Consider the following 16,863-nt stretch of genomic DNA (forward strand, 5'->3'; position numbering starts at 1 on the left):
ACACCGTCGGCACCAGCTTCGCGGCCGCCTCCATGCCGGACCCGCCCGGCCCGCCCGGGTTCATCACGAGCGAGCCGATCCGGTTGGCCGGGTCGAGCGCCTCGTGCCGCAGCACGCCGATGGTGATCGTCTCGCCGCGCGGGTTGGCGTAGTCCAGCGGCACGGTCAGCCGGGCGCACTCGACGCCCGGCGTGCGGAACGCGTCCTGGCTCGGCTGCCCCGTCGCATACGCGGCACAGTCGCCCCACGCGAGCTTCTGGTCGTAGAAGCGGTCCAGCGCGTGGGTGTCCGCCACCGGGGAGGGTGACGGCGGCGGTGCGGTGGCCTGCGGGGTGCACGCGGTCAGCGCGCCGGCCAGCAGGCCCGCGGTGATCAGCGTCCGGCAGCGGGAGAAACGCATCTCCCACATCGTGCCAGTCCGGTCACTGAGAGGTACAGCGCGTGCCGTCCGCCGGGAGCGTCCCGTTGATCAGGTAGTCGCTGCCGATGTCGTCCACGCACGAGATTCCCTGCAGGAAGACGGTGTGCTGGGTGCCCTCGAACGTCAGCAGCGCGCCCTTCATCGCCTTCGCGAGGTTCACCCCCGCCTGGTAGGGAGTGGCCGGATCGTTGGTGGTCGAGATCACCAGGACCGGCGGCACGCCGGCGACGTTCGGCTCGTGCGGCTGCGAGGTGTTGGGCACCGGCCAGTACGCGCACGGGTCCAGCGCCGCGCCGTTCGGCCTGCCGTCGTCGAGGAAGGGCGCCACCTGGTCGTAGCGGTTCTCCGCCTCGAGGATCTCGCGGCGATCGGTCACCGGCGGGTCGTCGACGCAGCGGATCGCGGTGAAGGCGTCCTGCGTGTTGGCGTAGCGGCCGCTGCTGTCGCGCTCGTTGTACTGGTCGGCCAGTGCCATCAGCGTGGTGCCCTGGCCGCTCTTCAGCTCGTTGAGCCCGGCGTTCAGCACCGTCCACAGCTGCTGCGAGTACAGCGCCTGGATCGCGCCCAGGGTGGCGTCGTCGTAGCTGAGGACCCGGCCGTCGCGCAGGCGCACCGGGTTGTCGATCAACGGCCGCACCAGGTTCTGGAACGCCTGCGTGGCGGCCGCCGGGTTCGTCCCGAGCGCGCAGTCGCGGCGGGCGGCGCACCACCTGGCGAAGTCGTTGAACGCCACGCCGAAGCCCTGGCCCTGCGCGACCAGCGACTCGACCTCGTCCTGGCTCGGGTCCAGCGCGCCGTCGAGCACCATCGCCCGCACGTTCCGCGGGAACGCCTCGGCGTAGGTGTAGCCGATCCGGGTGCCGTAGGAGTAGCCGAGGTAGGTCAGCTTCTCCTCGCCGAGCGCGGACCGCAGGACGTCCATGTCCTTGACGACGTCGCGGGTGCCCAGGTTCGCCAGCATCGCGGTGCCGAACTGGGTGCGCTCGGCGCACTTGTCGGCGAACTCCTTCGACTCGGCGTCCTGGCGGGCCACGCCGGCCGGCGAGCCGTCGGCCTCCAGGTCCTCGGCGCGCTGCTCGTCGCGCTCGGCGTCGGTCAGGCAGGTGACGTCGGGCTCGCTGGCGCCGATCCCGCGCGGGTCGAAGCCGACGAGGTCGAAGCGCTTGCCGATGTCGGTGTTCGCGACCTGGGACGAGAGCCCCGCGGCCGCGTACATGCCGGACGCGCCCGGGCCGCCCGGGTTGATCACGAGCGAGCCGATGCGGTTTCCGGTCGCCTTGTGCCGGAGCACGCCGATCGTGATCGTGTCGCCGTCCGGTTTGCCGTAGTCCAGCGGCACCGTCAGCCGGGCGCACTGGAGGCCAGTCCTGCCGAAAGCGGATCGGATGTCGTCGGAAGTCGCGTAAGGTTCGCAGTCGCCCCAGGTCAACGGCTGTGCGTAGAACCTGTCCAGCCCCGCGGGCACCACGCCGGCCGGCCCCGCCGACTCGGTGGTCACCGTCGGCGCCGGAGCAGGCGACGGCTCCGGCGAGGTGCAGGCCGCGACCGGCACCAGCAGGCAGGCGCCGAGGACGGCGGCGCGTACGGAGGACAACCTGGCTCGCTGAAGGAGGCGCACGTCGTGATCGTGCCATCCTGAGTGGGAACACAGGTGCACCGCCACCTCGTTGGCTGGTGGGTTGCGCGCGAGAAGGACAGGAGACCACGGGTGCCAGCACTGATCAGCCGAATGGGCAAGCGGCTTCGCAAGCTCATCGAGCGGCCGGGCAGCGTCGAGCTGACCAAGTACGAGGCACTGCTGCCGGACATCGAGGCGCTCGAACCCGAGCTGGAGGCGTTGAGCGACACCGAGCTGACCGAGCGCGCGGGCAAGCTCCGCCTGGAGGCCGAGATCGGCGACCCGCAGCTGGTGGAGCTGTGCGCCCTCGGCCGGGAAGCCGCGCGGCGGGCGCTGGACGAGCGCGCGTTCGACGTGCAGCTGCTCGGCACGATGGGCCTGCTGTCCGGGCACGTGGTGCAGATGCAGACCGGTGAGGGCAAGACGCTGGCCGGCGCGCTGGCCGCGGCGGGGTACGCGCTGCAGGGCAAGCGCGTGCACGTCATCTCCGTCAACGACTACCTGGCGCGCCGCGACGGCGAGTGGATGAAACCGGTGTACGACCTGCTCGGCGTCACCGTCGGCTGGGTCGACGGCAGCCTCACCCGCGAGGAGCGGCGCACGGCGTACGACGCCGAGGTCACCTACGGCGCGGTCAGCGAGATCGGGTTCGACATGCTGCGCGACCGGCTCGTCACGCGCGCCGAGGACGTCGTCCAGCCCGACCCGGAGGTCGCGATCGTCGACGAGGCCGACTCGGTGCTCGTCGACGAGGCGCGGGTCCCGCTGGTGATGGCCGGTTCGGTCGACCAGGCGATCGCCGACACCGAAGTCGCCAACGTGGTCCGGCGGCTGCGGCTGGGCCTGCACTACGAGACCGACACCGACGGCCGCAACGCGTGGCTGACCACGGCCGGCGCGTCGGTCGTGGAGAAGGCCCTCGGCGGCGTCGACCTCTACAGCGAGTCCGGCTCCGAGCGGCTCGCGGCGGTCAACGTCGCCCTGCACGCGCACGCGCTGCTCACCCGCGACGTCGACTACCTGGTGCGCGACGGCAAGGTCGAGCTGATCAACGCCTCCCGCGGCCGGGTCGCCGAGCTGCAGCGCTGGCCGGACGGCCTGCAGGCCGCGGTCGAGGCGAAGGAGCAGGTCGCGCCCACCGACCGCGGCGAGATCCTGGACTCGATCACCGTGCAGGCCCTCATCGCCCGGTATCCGCAGGTCGCCGGCATGACCGGCACCGCGGTCGCGGTCGCCGAGCAGCTGCGTGAGTTCTACCGGCTCGAGGTGGCGGTCATCCCGCCGAACAAGCCGAACATCCGCGAGGACCTCGACGACCGGATCTTCGCCTCGCCGTCGCACAAGCTGCGGGCGATCGTGACGGAGATCCGCGAGGTGCACGAGACCGGGCGGCCGATCCTGGTCGGCACCCAGGACGTCGCCGAATCGGAGGAGCTGGCCGAGAAACTGGCGAAGGCCGACCTGCCGTGCGTGGTGCTCAACGCGCGCAACGACGCCGAGGAAGCCGCGATCATCGCCGAAGCCGGCAAGTACGGCGCGATCACCGTGTCCACCCAGATGGCCGGCCGCGGCACCGACATCCGGCTGGGCGGCGCGGACGGCAAGGACCGCGAACGCGTCGCCGAGCTGGGCGGTCTGCACGTCATCGGCACCGCGCGGTACCCGTCGAGCCGCCTCGACGGTCAGCTGCGTGGCCGGTCGGGCCGTCAGGGCGACCCGGGCAGCGCGGTGTTCTTCGCGAGCCTGAACGACGAGCTGGTCACCTCGAACGCGCCGGACGTGCCCGATGGCATCGACGCGGACGACTCGGGCGAGATCACCGATCCGGCGGCCAAGCGCCACATCGACCACGCGCAGCGCGTCGCCGAGGGCGTCGACCTGGAGATCCACCGCAACACCTGGCGCTACACGCGGCTGATCGAGCACCAGCGGCGCGAACTGCTGGAGTACCGCGACAAGCTGCTGCGCACCGACGCGGCCGCGGAGGCGCTGGAGGGCGAGAAGCGGTACGACGAGCTGGTCGAGAAGGCCGGCGAGGAGACGGCGAAGCAGGTGTGCCGCGAGATCATGCTGTACCACCTGGACCAGCTGTGGTCGGACCACCTCGCGTTCCTGACCGACGTGCGGGAGAGCATCCACCTGCGCGCGCTGGCGCGGGAGACGCCGCTGGACGAGTTCCACCGCATCGCGATCCCGGAGTTCCGCAAGATCGTGCCGAGGATCCAGGAGCGGTCCGCCGAGACGCTCGCGGAGGCGGAGATCAGCGCGGACGGCATCGACCTGGCGGCCTCGGGCGTGCGGCGGGCCAGCTCGACGTGGACGTACCTGGTGCACGACGCGCCGTTCGACGCGGGGTTCGAGGAGACGCTGCGGCAGGTGCGCAGCCTGTTGCGGCGCAAGAAGAACTGAGCCGTCCGCCGGGGTGTGACCGACAATGGGGTCATGCTCCGGATCGCGCTGGCCCAAGTGAACCCGACCGTCGGCGACCTCACGGGCAACGCGGCGCAGACCGTGACGTGGACCCGCAAGGCCGCCGAGGCGGGGGCGCACGTCGTGGTGTTCCCCGAGATGTCGCTGACCGGGTACCCGGTCGAGGATCTCGCGTTGCGGGGGACGTTCGCGGAGGCGTCGCGCGCTGCGTTGCGGGCGTTGGCTGCTTCGCTGGCTGACGCGGGTTGTGGCGAGCTGCTCGTGTACGTGGGCTACCTCGACGTGGACGCCGTCGGCCCGCGCAACGCGGCGGCGGCCCTGTGGCGGGGCGAGGTCGTCGCGCGGCAGTTCAAGCACCACCTGCCCAACTACGGCGTGTTCGACGAGCAGCGGTGGTTCGAGGCGGGGCGGACGCTGGACGTGCTGCGGTTCCACGGCGTCGACATCGGCATGGTGATCTGCGAGGACCTCTGGCAGGAGGGCGGGCCGGTGTCCGCGCTCGGAGCGGCCGGGGTCGGCGTGGTGGTGTCGCCGAACGCGTCGCCGTACGAGCGATCGAAGGACGACATCCGGCTGCCGCTGGTCGCGCGGCGGGCCACGGAGGCCGGTGCGCCCCTGGTCTACTCGAACCAGGTCGGCGGGCAGGACGACCTGGTGTTCGACGGCGACTCGTTCGTGGTCGGCGCGGACGGGTCGGTGCTCGCGCGGGCGCCGCAGTTCGTGGAGCACCTGCTGGTGGTGGATCTCTTCGTGGACGCGGTGGGGTGTGCGCCGGGGACGTACGAGGGGCTCGAGGTGCGGCGGCGGGTGCTGTCCGCGGATCCGGTGCCGGCGTACGAACCCTTGGCCGCGGCGGTGAGCAAGCCGTTGTCCGACGAGGCGGAGGTGTGGTCGGCGCTGGTCGTCGGGCTGCGGGACTACGTGCACAAGAACGGGTTCCGCTCGGTGGTGCTGGGGCTCTCCGGCGGGATCGACTCGGCGGCGACGGCGGCGCTGGCGGTGGATGCGCTGGGGGCGGATTCGGTGCACGGGGTGTCGATGCCGTCGCGGTACTCGTCGGGGCATTCGCGGGACGACGCGGCGGAGCTGGCACGGCGGCTGGGGTGCCACTTCCGGGTGGAACCGGTCGAGGACATGGTGCGGATCTACGTGGACCGGCTGGGGTTGTCCGGCCTGGCGGAGGAGAACATCCAGGCGCGGGTGCGCGGCATGCTCCTGATGTCACTGTCCAATCAGGAGGGTCATCTGGTGCTGGCGACCGGGAACAAGACCGAGCTGGCGGTCGGGTACTCGACGATGTACGGGGACGCGGTGGGCGGTTTTGCGCCGCTCAAGGACGTGTTCAAGACACACGTGTGGGCGCTGGCGCGGTGGCGCAACGCCTCGGCCGAGAAGCGGGGTGAGGTGCCGCCGATCCCGGAGAACTCGATCGCGAAGCCGCCGTCGGCCGAGCTGCGACCGGGTCAGCTGGACACGGATTCCCTGCCGGACTACGGGTTGCTGGACGCCATCCTCGACGACTACGTCGAAGGCGATCGGGGTTACGGTTCGTTGGTGGAGGCCGGGTTTTCGCCGGAAACGATCGATCGGGTGATCCGGATGGTCGACCGTGCGGAGTACAAACGCCGCCAGTACCCGATCGGTACGAAGACAACTTTCAAGGCTTTCGGGCGAGATCGACGGCTGCCCATCACGAACTGCTGGCGTGAAGGGGAGTTCTGAGGCCGGAAACTGTCGGACCCGGATGCCATCATTCCCCCATGACCCTCCTGGAAGGAACTGTTGTCATGGCTGGGAATGTCCGTCCGGTGGCCGACGAGCGCGACGGCCTGCTCACCTTTCTCGCGCAGCAGCGCCATGTCCTGCGGCTGGCAGCGCACGGTCTGAGCGACGAGCAGGCGCGGCTGACGCCCACGCGGAGCGCGTTGAGCGTCGGCGGGTTGATCAAGCACGTGACGAGCACCGAGCGGAGATGGATGGCCGCGGTGCTGCACCGGGAGAAACCGTTGCCACGACGGGAAATTCCGGCGTCCGCGGGCCGGGATGCCTTGGCGGGCTTCCGGCTCGGTGAGCGGGAGAGCCTGTCCGGCGTGCTGGCCGCCTACGACTCGGTGGCCAGGGAGACCGAGGAGATCGTCGGCGGGATCGAGGATCTCGGGCAACCGGTGCCGGCGCCGCGGGGCGTGCCGTGGTTCCCGGACGACGCCGACGCGTGGCCGGTGCGATGGGTGCTGCTGCACCTGATCCAGGAGACCGCGCGGCACGCCGGGCACGCGGACATCCTCCGGGAGCACATCGACGGCGCGACAGCCGTGCCACTCATGGCCGCGGTGGAGGGGTGGCCGGTCAGGCCGTGGCTGGCCCCGTGGCAACCGAGCGGTTGAGGGCGCCGCCGCTCGGGTCGCCCCGTCCTGTTCCCTCCGACGCGAAGAGCCCGTGTCCGTCCGCACCCTGCCCAGAGGAGGCCCTCCTGAACAACAGCCGCCACGCCGGCCGCCGGCTCCCGGTCGGGCGCGATCCCCCTCTCGCGTCAGAACAGAGTCGGCTGGACGTCGGCGCCTTCGATGATGAGCATCTGCCGCTTGGTCTCCACGCCACCGCGTGCGGAGAAGCCACCCATCCGGCGCCCGGCCGCCAGCACCCGGTGACACGGCACGACGATCGGGAACGGGTTGTGTCCCAGGGCCTGGCCGACGGCCTGCGCCGACCCCGGCATGCCGAGCCGGTGGGCGATGTCGCCGTAGGTGAGGGTCCGTCCGGGCAGGATGGTCCGCGCGATCTCGTACACGCGGCGGTTGAACTCCGGCACGCCCTCGTAGTCGAGGACGATCCCGAGGAGGTCCCGGCGCTCGCCGCGCAGGAGGGCGGTGATCTCGTCGATCGCGGCCTGGATCTCCGCCGGGGGCGTCGATTCGGTGGCTTCGGGGAAGGCTGCCTGCAGGTGGGCGCGCGTGGTCGCGGGGGCGCCGTCGGGCAGGCGGACGCCGGTCACACCGTGCTCGCCCCAGGCGATGCCGCAGTGGCCGATCGCGGTGTCGAAGAGCGCGTAACCGAGTGCTGTCATGGTGTCCCCTCAGGCCGACCGGTGCCGCCAACGTGTTCTTGATGACGGCGGTGCCTTGCTCCATCAAAGCACCGGTGAGCTCGGCCGGCGTGCCGGGGAGGAGGTGACGATCCGAGCGGTGCCGTCGAGGCGTGTGCCGATGACGAAGCCGGGGGGCGAGGCGTTCGTGGAGCGCACCCCGGTCCCGTAGGGCAGCCCAGGCCGTGTCGAGAGGAGTGTGGATCAGGGTTTCCGTATGTGTTGAAGCCAGGGTCTTGACGGTTCTTGCGTTGCCGCGCGGGTATCCGGCGTCATGGACACCTTGCGCGTCGGTGTGGTCGCGTCGTTCGACTTCACCCGGGACGACGAGATCCGCCGCTGGCTGCCCGAAGGGGTCGGGCTGGAGGTGCGCCGGACCGCCGAGGCCCCGGCCGACGACAACCTGACGATGGTGTCCGCGCTGGCCGACCCCGCGTACCTCACCGCCCCGGTCCGGGCCCTGTGCGGCACCGGCGTGGCGGCGATCGCCTACGCCTGCACGGCGTGCAGCTTCGTGGGCGGCGACGCGGGCGAACGCGCCCTGCGCGAGGCCATGGAGGCGTTCGGCGCGCCCCGGGCGATGACCACGTCCAGCGCGGTCGTCGATGCCCTGCGGAGCATCGGCGCCCGACGTCTGGCGGTCGTGCACCCGTACGCGCCCGCGGTCGGCAGGCGCCTGCACGCGTATCTGACGGCGCACGGCTTCGAGATCACCAGGATCACCGGTTTCGCCCTGACGGCCGACGAGGTCCCCGACGTCCAGCCCGACGAGGTGACCGACCTGATCCGCGAGGGCGACACCCCCGCGGCCGACGCGGTGTTCGTGAGCTGCACCGGGCTGCCCACCTACGAGGTCATCGCTCCGCTCGAGAAGGAGCTGGGCAAGCCCGTGGTGACCGCCAACCAGGCGACGATGTGGGCCCTGCTCCGCGCGGTGGGCGCAAACGCCCTCGGCCCGGGACAGCACCTGCTGACGAGCTGATGGGTTCCGCGCGGGAGCCGGCTCGCCAGCCAGAGGCAACGCTCGAGCCGAGCTCGCCAGCCCCAGCCGGTCCCGCATCGGGCACGCCGAACGGGACGCCATCACCAGCAGCCAGGCCACCACCGAACGAAAGCCCTACCGCCCCGCGGGGGGACACAGGCCGCGACGCCTTCGCCCAGCACCCGAGGCGCCACCGCACCAACCCACCACCCCCGCAGCGGGCACGCAGACCGGGACGCCCTCGCGCGGCACCCGAGGCGCCCCCAGAGGGCACGCAGACCGGGCCATCGTTGCCTGGGTGCGGAGGGCCATCCTTGCGCGGGAAGCGGCCGCTGGCGCCCTCCTCTCCCTCGCCGAAACGCTCGGTGTCTCGCCGTTTCGGGCCGGTCTGGCCGTCACCCGCGAGTTCGGGTGTGTCCCTTCGGCCACGCGTCCGCGGCTCCGCGTCGCCTGCCGGGGCCTGGATCACCGTCGTGTGAAGCTCATCGCAGGGGCTTGGGCTCCGTTGTTCCCCGGTGTCACGCTGGGTTTCCCAGATCCACGACCCGGGGACCCGACGAGGGCCTCGAGGGAAGGACGGTCGACGAAGATGTCCACCAACAGCGGCGAGACCGCGGCCCCGTACGGCTCCGGCCCGGCTTCCGGCGGCCCCGTGAAGAAGGTCCGCATCCCCCACCTGCAGGAACTCAAGCGCCGCGGCGAGCCGTGGCCCATGCTCACCACCTACGACATGTACACGGCCGAACTGTTCGACGAGGCGGGCATCCCGGTGCTCCTCGTCGGCGACTCGGCCGCCAACAACGTCTTCGGCTACGAGACCTCACTCCCGGTGACCGTCGACGAGCTGCTGCCGCTCGTCCGCGCCGTCACGCGCGCCACGAAACGTGCGCTCGTCGTCGCGGACCTGCCGTTCGGCTCCTACCAGCTCTCGCCCGAGCAGGCGCTGGCCACCGCCGTCCGGTTCATGAAGGAAGGGCGCGCCCACGCCGTCAAGCTCGAAGGCGGCCGCCGCTTCGCACCGCACGTCGAGGCCCTCACCGGCGCCGGCGTACCCGTCATGGGCCACATCGGTTTCACGCCGCAGAGCGAGCACAACCTCGGCGGCTACCGGGTCCAGGGCCGCGGCGAGGCGGGCGCGGAACTGATCGCCGACGCCCTCGCGCTCCAGGAGGCCGGGGCGTTCGCCGTGGTCATGGAGATGGTGCCGGCCGAGGTCGCGAAGCAGGTCACGCACGAGCTGAAGATCCCGACGGTCGGCATCGGCGCCGGCCCGGACTGCGACGCGCAGGTGCTGGTGTGGCAGGACATGGCCGGTCTGCGCCGCGGCAAGGCGCCGCGCTTCGTCAAGCGGTACGCCGACCTCGCGGGCGCCCTGTCCGGCGCGGCGACCGCCTTCGCGGACGAGGTCCGCCGCGGCGAGTTCCCGGCTGCCGAGCACGCCTTCCACTGATCACTGACGGCCCGGAGCGCGAGGGCCGCAGGCGCGGGCGGGCGCGGCAGGCCCAGACGGCGCGGCAAGACGGGCTCGGCGCAGCGCGGGCACGCCGGGTGGCGGCAGAGCGACCCTGCGCGGGTGGCGGCAATGCGGGGTGGCGGCAACATGCGCGGGTGGCAGCAACGCGCGCGGGTGACGGCAACGTGCGGCGGGAAGCAGCAACGCGCGGCGGGAAGCAGCAACGCGCGCGGGTGACGACAACCCGAGGCGGGAAGCAGCAACGTGCGCGGGTGACGACAACCCGAGGCGGGAAGCAGCAACGTGCGCGGGTGACGGCAACGTGCGCGGGTGACGGCAACGCGCGGCGGGCAGCAGCAACGCGCGGCCGCGGCGCGGCGCAACCCTGGCCCGGTCTGCCGTCCTCCCGCGAAGGGCGGCAGACCGGGCCGCATTCACGCCAGGAAATACGCCAGACTGCCCAATCCGGCGACCACGCAATAAATCGCGAACGGGGTCAATGTCCGGGTTTCGAAATAACGGGTCAGGAATCGCAGCGCCAGATACGCCGCCACGCCCGCCACCAGACTGCCCACCAGCGCGGGTCCCAGTGACGCGGAGTTCGCCGGGGTGAACAGGGACGGCAGCTTCAGCACGCCAGCGGCCAGGATCACCGGCGTGGCCAGCAGGAACGCGAACCGCGCGGCGTCCTCGTGGGACAGGCCCCGCCGGAGGCCCGCCACCATCGTGATGCCCGACCGGCTGATGCCCGGGAACAGCGCCAGGATCTGCGCCGCCCCGATCAGCACCGCCTCACCCACTCCGAGCCGGGCCAGGCGGCGGTCGGCCGCTTCCTCGGCGCGGACGATCCGGATCGGCATCGTGATCTCCGCCGAAAAGTCCCGCGTCACCTCAGTCGGCTCGGGCACCGGCGCGACCGGGACCGGCCGCCGCGCGGCACGCGCCGACCGCTCCAGCGCCAGCAGCACGATCCCGTTGAGCGCCAGGAACACCGCGGTCGGCACCGGTTTGCCCAGCACGTCACGCAGCGCACGCTCCAGTAGCAACCCGGCCACGCCGACCGGGATCGTCGCCAGCACCAGCAGCCACGCCAGCCGCTGATCCGGATCGGACACCCGCCGGTCGCGCACCGACGTCCACAGCCCGCGCACGATGCGCGCCCAGTCCCGCCGGTAGAAGACCACCAGCGCGAGAGCGGTCGCGACGTGCATCGCGACCAGCACGGCCAGGTACGGCGACTCCCCGCCCATGCTCAGGTCGCGCGCCCACGAACCGCCCAGCCAGGCCGGAATCAGGATGCTGTGCCCGAGGCTGGACACCGGAAACAATTCCGACACACCCTGCACAGCGCCGACGACAATCGCCTCGAAATACGTGACAGCGGACATCGCGGACCTCTTTTCCGACCGCCGGAAACCGTCCGCTGAAAATACCCGAGGCGCTAGAGCCGCCCGCCGCTGGCCGTGTCTCCGGACAGCCGCTGCGCGAGGTACACCGGCACGGTCGACACGACGATCAGCACCGCGGCGACCACGTTGACCACCGGCGCCTGGTTGGGCCGGAACAGGTTGTCCAGGATCCAGATCGGCAGCGTCTGCAGCCCGGCACCGAGGGTGAACGTGGTCACGATGATCTCGTCGAACGACAACGCGAACGCCAGCAGCCCGCCTGCCAGCAGCGCCGACCGCAGCATCGGGAACGTGACCAGCCGGAACGTGGTGACGCCGTCGGCGCCGAGGTCCATCGACGCCTCTTCGAGGTTGCCGCCCATCCGCCGCAGCCGGGCGACGACGTTGTTGAACACCACCACGATGCAGAACGTGGCGTGCGCGACGATCGCGGTGAACAGGCCGAGGTCGATGCCCAGGATCGTGCGGAACGCGTTGTTCAGCGCGATGCCGGTGACGATGCCGGGCAGCGCGATCGGCAGGATGATCAGCAGCGACACCGTGTCCTTGCCGAAGAACCGGTACCGCTGGAGCGCGAACGCCGCCATCATGCCGAGCACCAGCGCGATCGCGGTGGCCGCCAGTCCCGCCTGCAGGCTGGTCAGCAGCGCCCGCAACACGCCCTCGTTCTGCGCCGCGCGGCCCCACCACTCCAGCGTGAACCCGGATGGCGGCCAGCCGAACGTGGTGTCGCTGTTGACCGAGTTCAGCAGCACCACCAGCAGCGGCACGTAGATCACGGCGAGCCCGAGCACCAGCGCGGCGAGCAGGACGTACTTGGTCTTCTTGGACAGCATCATCGGGAACCGCCTAGAGGTTGTCCAGCGCGCCGGTCCGGCGCACCGCGGCGAGGTAGACGAGCATGATCACGACCGGCACCGTCGCGACCGTCGCCGCGAACGGGAGGTTGTTCGCCGCGCCGATGTTGTCGTAGACGACGTTGCCGAGCATCTGGTTGGCGCCGCCGACGATCTTGACCGTGATGTAGTCGCCGAGCGTCAGCGAGAAGGTGAAGATCGACCCGGCCACGATCGCGGGGAAGGTCAGCGGCAGCACCACCGTGCGGAACGTCCGCCACGACCGTCCACCCAGGTCGCTCGACGCCTCCACCAGCGAGTTCGGCAACCGGTCCAGTCCCGCGTAGATCGGCAGGATCATGTACGGCAGCCACAGGTAGGACAGCGTGAGGATGGTGGCGGTCAGGCCGTAGCCGGGGGTGGTGCCGAAGAGCCACCCGGCCAGCCCGTTGCCCGACAGCATGACCCGCCACGAGTACGCCTTGACCAGGTAGCTGGCCCACAGCGGCGTCATCACCGCGATCACCAGGATCCGCTGCGCCCGCGGCGAGGCGAACTTGGCCATGTAGAAGGCCATCGGGAAGGCGATGACGGCGTCGATCACCGTCACCGCCACCGCGATCCCGAGCGTGCGGAAGGTGATCGTGCGGTAGACCTCGTCGGTGAACAGGGTCGCGAAGTTGTCCAGCGACCACTCGGTGACGACCTGGCCGGTGAACGTGTCGGTGTGCCAGAAGGCGGTGACGAACAACGCCGCCAGTGCGCCGAGGTAGGCCAGGCCGAGCCAGAGCAGCGGCGCGCTGAGCAGCATGCCCAGCCGCAGCCTGGGTTTGCGGTAGAGGAATCCCGACACACTGGCGGCGATGCTCATGTCAGCCCTTGATCTCCGTCCACGCGCGAGTCCACTCGCCGTAGTCCTTGCACTTGACGTCGGTGCGGCCGTCGACGCACTGCGCGATCGGCGTGGTCCAGTACCAGATCTGGCTGGCGTAGGCGGCGTCACCGGCGTGGTAGGTCTCGCAGTGCTTCGCGTCCGCGGTCAGCGCGCACGCCTTCGGGTTGGCCGGGGCCTCGCCGAAGTACTCGGCGACCTTCGCGTTGGCCTGCGGGGAAACGATGTGGTCGAGCCACTTGTAGGCGCAGGTCTTGTGCGGCGACTTCGTGGAGACCATCCAGGTGTCCGACCAGCCGGTGGCACCCTCGACCGGCAGCGTGGACTCCACCGGCGCGCCCTCGGACTTGGTCAGGTTGACCGTCACCTGCCACGCGGTGCCGATGACGGCGTCGCCGTTCTTCAGCGCCTGGCTTTCCTTGAGGTAGTCCGACCAGTACTCCGACACCAGCGGGCGCTGCTGCTTGAGCAGGTCGACCGCGGCCTGGAACTGCTTGTCGTCCAGGGCGTAGGGGTTCTTGATGCCCAGTTCCGGCTTGGTCTTCATCAGGTAGAGCGCGGCGTCGGCGATGTAGATCGGCGAGTCGTACGCGGTGACCTTGCCCTTGTAGGGCGAGTTCGCGTCGAACACCACCGACCACGACGTCGGTGCCGGGTTGACGTGGTCGGTGCGGTAGGTCAGGACGTTGGCGCCCCAGCCGTGCGGCACGCCGTAGGACACGTTGTTCACGCTGTTCCACGGCTTGTTCTTGAGGAAGTCGTAGACGTCGGCGTAGTTCGGGATGAGGCTGGTGTTGACCGGTTCGGTGTCGCCGGCGGCGATGAGCCGCAGCGAGGCGTCACCGGAGGCGGAAATGACGTCGTACTGGCCGGTCTTCATGAGGCTGACGGCCTCGTCGGAGGTGCCGAAGGTCTTGACGTTGACCTTGCACCCGGTGGCCTGCTCGAACGGGGTGACCCAGTCGACGTTCGGGTCGTTGGACCCGTTCTCCGCGTAACCGGGCCAGGCCAGGATGTTCAGCGCGCCCTCGGGCTGACCGAGCTGGGAGAGGGCTTCGAGCTTGGGCGGCGTGAACCCCTGCCCGCCCGTGCTGGACGGGCTGGACGAAGTGCTCGACGTGCCGCAGGCCGCCACGGCGGTCCCCGCACACATCAGCCCCGCGATCAAGCGCAGGGTCCGGCTGTTGCGCATCTGGTTGGCTCCTTACTCGGTGATGCGGAAGTTGTGCTCTTGCCGCCAGGCGAGACGGACGCGGTTGTCGGCAAGTTCGAGGGGTGCGCCGGCGTTCTGCCGGACCACCGAGAGCTGCCCGCCGACGTCGAGCGCCACCACGTAGCGAACCGTGGCGCCGGCGTAGGACGTGCTGGTGACGGTGCCGGTCGCGGAGACCTCGCCCGCGGCGGCCGGTTGCGACAGGTCGGGGTCGATGCGGATCTTCTCCGGCCGGATGCTGAACACGCCGCGCGTGCCGAGCACGGCTTCGGCGCTGTCGCCGGACAGCAGGTTCGACGTGCCGACGAACCCGGCGACGAACGCCGTGGCCGGCTTCTCGTACACCTCGCTCGGCGTGCCGACCTGCTCGATCCCGCCGGTGTTGAACACGGCGATCCGGTCGCTCATCGTCAGCGCCTCGTCCTGGTCGTGCGTGACGAAGATGAATGTGATGCCGACGTCGCGCTGGATCTGCTTCAGCTCGGTCTGCATGGCGTGCCGCAGTTTCAGGTCCAGCGCGCCCAGCGGTTCGTCGAGCAGCAGCACCTTGGGGCGGTTGACCAGCGCGCGGGCGAGCGCGACGCGTTGCCGCTGCCCGCCGGACAGCTGCGTGGGTTTGCGGCCCTCGAACCCTTCCAAGTGGACGGTCCGCAGCGCCTCGCGGGCGCGTTCGCGGCGCTGCGCGCGGGGCACCTTCTTGACCCGCAGCCCGTACTCGACGTTCTGCTGCACGGTCATGTGCGGGAACAGCGCGTAGTCCTGGAACACCGTGTTGACGTCCCGTTCGAACGGCGCCAGCCGGGTGACGTCGCGGCCGGCCAGTTCGACCGTCCCGGACGTGGGCAGCTCGAACCCGGCGATCATGCGCAGCACGGTGGTCTTGCCCGAGCCGGACGGTCCGAGCATCGAGAAGAACTCGCCCTGCGCGATGTCCAGGTCGACGCCCTCGACGGCGACGACGGACCCGAACTCCTTGCGCAGGCCGCGCAGGCGGATCGCGCTCGTGGTCCCGGCCGGGGCGGTCTTCTCGGCCAGTGCGGGTGCTTGGTTGGGCGACATGTCGATCACTGCGCTCCCCAGGCCGTCATGACGTGCTTCACGCGGGTGTAGTCCTCCAGGCCGTACAGCGAGAGGTCCTTGCCGTAGCCGGACTTCTTGAACCCGCCGTGCGGCATCTCGGCCACCAGCGGGATGTGCGTGTTGATCCACACGCAGCCGAAGTCGAGCTTGGCGGACAGGCGCATCGCGCGGCTGTGGTCGGCGGTCCAGATCGACGACGCGAGCCCGTACTCGACGCCGTTGGCCGCGGCCAGCGCCTCGTCGTCGCCGGCGAACCGCTGCACGGTGATGACCGGGCCGAACACCTCGTTCTGCGAGATCTCGTCGTCCTGCCGGACGCCGGAAACCACGGTCGGCTCGAAGAAGTAGCCCTCGTCGCGGGCGCGCTTGCCTCCGGTGTGGACGGTCGCGTGCGCGGGCAGCCGCTCGATGAACCCGGTGACCTTCGCGAGGTGACCGGCGCTGTTCAGCGGCCCGTAGAGCACGTCCGGGTCGTCGGGCAGCCCGGTCTTGGTCGCCTCCGCGTGCCGGGTCAGCGCGGCCACGAACTCGTCGTGCACGTCCTCGTGGACCAGGACCCGGGTGGCGGCGGTGCAGTCCTGGCCGGCGTTGAAGAACCCGGCGCCCGCGATGGTCTCGGCCGCGTTCTCCAGGTCGGCGTCGGGGAAGACGATCACCGGCGCCTTGCCACCGAGTTCCAGGTGGACGCGCTTGAGGTCGGCGGCCGCGGAGCCGGCGACCTCGATGCCGGCGCGGACCGAGCCGGTGATCGACACCATCGCCGGGATGTCGTGCTCGACCAGCGTCCGGCCGGTGGCCCGGTCGCCGCAGACGACGTTGAGCACGCCCGGCGGCAGGAACTCGGCGGCGATCTCGGCGAGGAGCACGGTGGACGCCGGGGTGGTGTCGGCGGGTTTGAGCACGACGGTGTTCCCAGCCGCCAGCGCGGGCGCGATCTTCCAGATCGCCATCATCAGCGGGTAGTTCCACGGCGTCACCTGGGCGCACACCCCGATCGGCTCACGCCTGACGTAGGACGTGTGCCCGGTGAGGTACTCGCCCGCGGCGCGGCCCTCCAGGGCGCGGGCGACCCCGGCGAAGAACCGCAACTGGTCGATGATCACCGGGATCTCCTCGGCCGTGGTGACGGCCAGCGGTTTGCCGGTGTCGGCCGACTCGGCGCGGACGATCTCCTCGGCCCGCCGCTCGACGGCGTCGGCGATCTTCAGCAGCGCGACCTGGCGGTCGCCGGGCGTGGTTTCGCGCCACTGCTCGAAGGCCCGGGCCGCGGCGCGCAGGGCACGGTCCACGTCCTGCGGGCCGCCGACGGGCGCGGTGCAGTACGGCCGGCCGGTGACCGGATCGATGATCTCGGCGACGGCTCCGTCAGCGGAATCCGCGAGTTCGCCGTCGATGAAGTGCTTCAGCTGGTGCACGGGCAGGCTCCTGGCTCGGCGGGGACGGTGCG

General features: G+C 70.8%; 13 protein-coding genes and 1 pseudogene. 5 read left to right on the forward strand and 9 right to left on the reverse strand.

The genetic code is table 11. The features are described from left to right. Both D0D28_RS18860 and D0D28_RS18865 read right to left on the reverse strand, forming a co-directional pair. Positions 1 to 400: pseudogene (locus D0D28_RS18860) on the reverse strand (alpha/beta hydrolase); the annotation flags it as partial. Positions 401 to 422: 22 nt separating this feature from the next. Continuing rightward, positions 423 to 2,015: an alpha/beta hydrolase gene (locus D0D28_RS18865; RefSeq protein WP_240323266.1), complete on the reverse strand. Its 1,593-nt coding sequence runs from the start codon at positions 2,013 to 2,015 to the stop codon at positions 423 to 425. A 114-nt stretch (positions 2,016 to 2,129) separates the two neighbouring features. On the opposite strand from D0D28_RS18865, the gene secA2 reads away from it, so the two are divergent. The 3 genes from secA2 to D0D28_RS18880 all read left to right on the forward strand — a co-directional run bounded on the left by secA2 (position 2,130) and on the right by D0D28_RS18880 (position 6,853). Beyond that, entirely contained in the window at positions 2,130 to 4,448 is a 2,319-nt protein-coding gene (gene secA2, locus D0D28_RS18870; protein WP_116111470.1) for an accessory Sec system translocase SecA2, read from the forward strand. 33 nt (positions 4,449 to 4,481) lie between these two features. Then, complete coding sequence (locus tag D0D28_RS18875; protein WP_094006748.1) at positions 4,482 to 6,191, forward strand: NAD+ synthase; 1,710 nt, start codon at positions 4,482 to 4,484, stop codon at positions 6,189 to 6,191. 65 nt (positions 6,192 to 6,256) lie between these two features. Then, complete coding sequence (locus D0D28_RS18880; RefSeq protein WP_116111471.1) at positions 6,257 to 6,853, forward strand: DinB family protein; 597 nt, start codon at positions 6,257 to 6,259, stop codon at positions 6,851 to 6,853. Between the two features lie 146 nt (positions 6,854 to 6,999). Here D0D28_RS18880 and D0D28_RS18885 read toward each other — a convergent pair whose 3' ends face one another. Beyond that, a complete protein-coding gene (locus tag D0D28_RS18885; protein ID WP_094006750.1) occupies positions 7,000 to 7,533 on the reverse strand; it encodes a methylated-DNA--[protein]-cysteine S-methyltransferase in 534 nt (177 codons plus the stop codon). Positions 7,534 to 7,825: 292 nt separating this feature from the next. Here D0D28_RS18885 and D0D28_RS18895 point away from each other — a divergent pair, with 292 nt between their 5' ends. Both D0D28_RS18895 and panB read left to right on the forward strand, forming a co-directional pair. Then, complete coding sequence (locus D0D28_RS18895; RefSeq protein WP_116111473.1) at positions 7,826 to 8,533, forward strand: maleate cis-trans isomerase family protein; 708 nt, start codon at positions 7,826 to 7,828, stop codon at positions 8,531 to 8,533. Between the two features lie 589 nt (positions 8,534 to 9,122). Then, on the forward strand, positions 9,123 to 9,983 hold the full coding sequence (gene panB, locus D0D28_RS18900; RefSeq protein WP_116111474.1) for a 3-methyl-2-oxobutanoate hydroxymethyltransferase: 861 nt from the start codon (positions 9,123 to 9,125) through the stop codon (positions 9,981 to 9,983). 437 nt (positions 9,984 to 10,420) lie between these two features. Here the strand turns inward: panB and D0D28_RS18905 are convergent, their stop codons facing one another. From D0D28_RS18905 to D0D28_RS18930, 6 genes are read right to left on the reverse strand one after another with little or no spacing between them, the layout of a single operon-like run. Continuing rightward, positions 10,421 to 11,374: an undecaprenyl-diphosphate phosphatase gene (locus tag D0D28_RS18905; protein ID WP_116111475.1), complete on the reverse strand. Its 954-nt coding sequence runs from the start codon at positions 11,372 to 11,374 to the stop codon at positions 10,421 to 10,423. A 53-nt stretch (positions 11,375 to 11,427) separates the two neighbouring features. Then, the gene (locus D0D28_RS18910; RefSeq protein ID WP_116111476.1) at positions 11,428 to 12,234 is read right to left on the reverse strand and encodes an ABC transporter permease; all 807 of its coding nucleotides are present in this window, start codon (positions 12,232 to 12,234) and stop codon (positions 11,428 to 11,430) included. Between the two features lie 10 nt (positions 12,235 to 12,244). After that, positions 12,245 to 13,102, reverse strand: coding sequence for an ABC transporter permease (locus D0D28_RS18915; RefSeq protein WP_162830562.1), 858 nt, complete (start codon positions 13,100 to 13,102; stop codon positions 12,245 to 12,247). A gap of 1 nt (position 13,103) precedes the next feature. Then, complete coding sequence (locus tag D0D28_RS18920) at positions 13,104 to 14,315, reverse strand: ABC transporter substrate-binding protein (RefSeq protein ID WP_094006756.1); 1,212 nt, start codon at positions 14,313 to 14,315, stop codon at positions 13,104 to 13,106. Between the two features lie 12 nt (positions 14,316 to 14,327). Beyond that, positions 14,328 to 15,395, reverse strand: coding sequence for an ABC transporter ATP-binding protein (locus D0D28_RS18925; protein ID WP_094006788.1), 1,068 nt, complete (start codon positions 15,393 to 15,395; stop codon positions 14,328 to 14,330). A 5-nt stretch (positions 15,396 to 15,400) separates the two neighbouring features. Then, complete coding sequence (locus D0D28_RS18930; protein WP_094006757.1) at positions 15,401 to 16,831, reverse strand: gamma-aminobutyraldehyde dehydrogenase; 1,431 nt, start codon at positions 16,829 to 16,831, stop codon at positions 15,401 to 15,403. Positions 16,832 to 16,863: the final 32 nt, after the last annotated feature.

Source organism: Amycolatopsis ruanii, assembly GCF_003385175.1.
GTDB classification, from domain to species: domain Bacteria; phylum Actinomycetota; class Actinomycetes; order Mycobacteriales; family Pseudonocardiaceae; genus Amycolatopsis_E; species Amycolatopsis_E thermalba.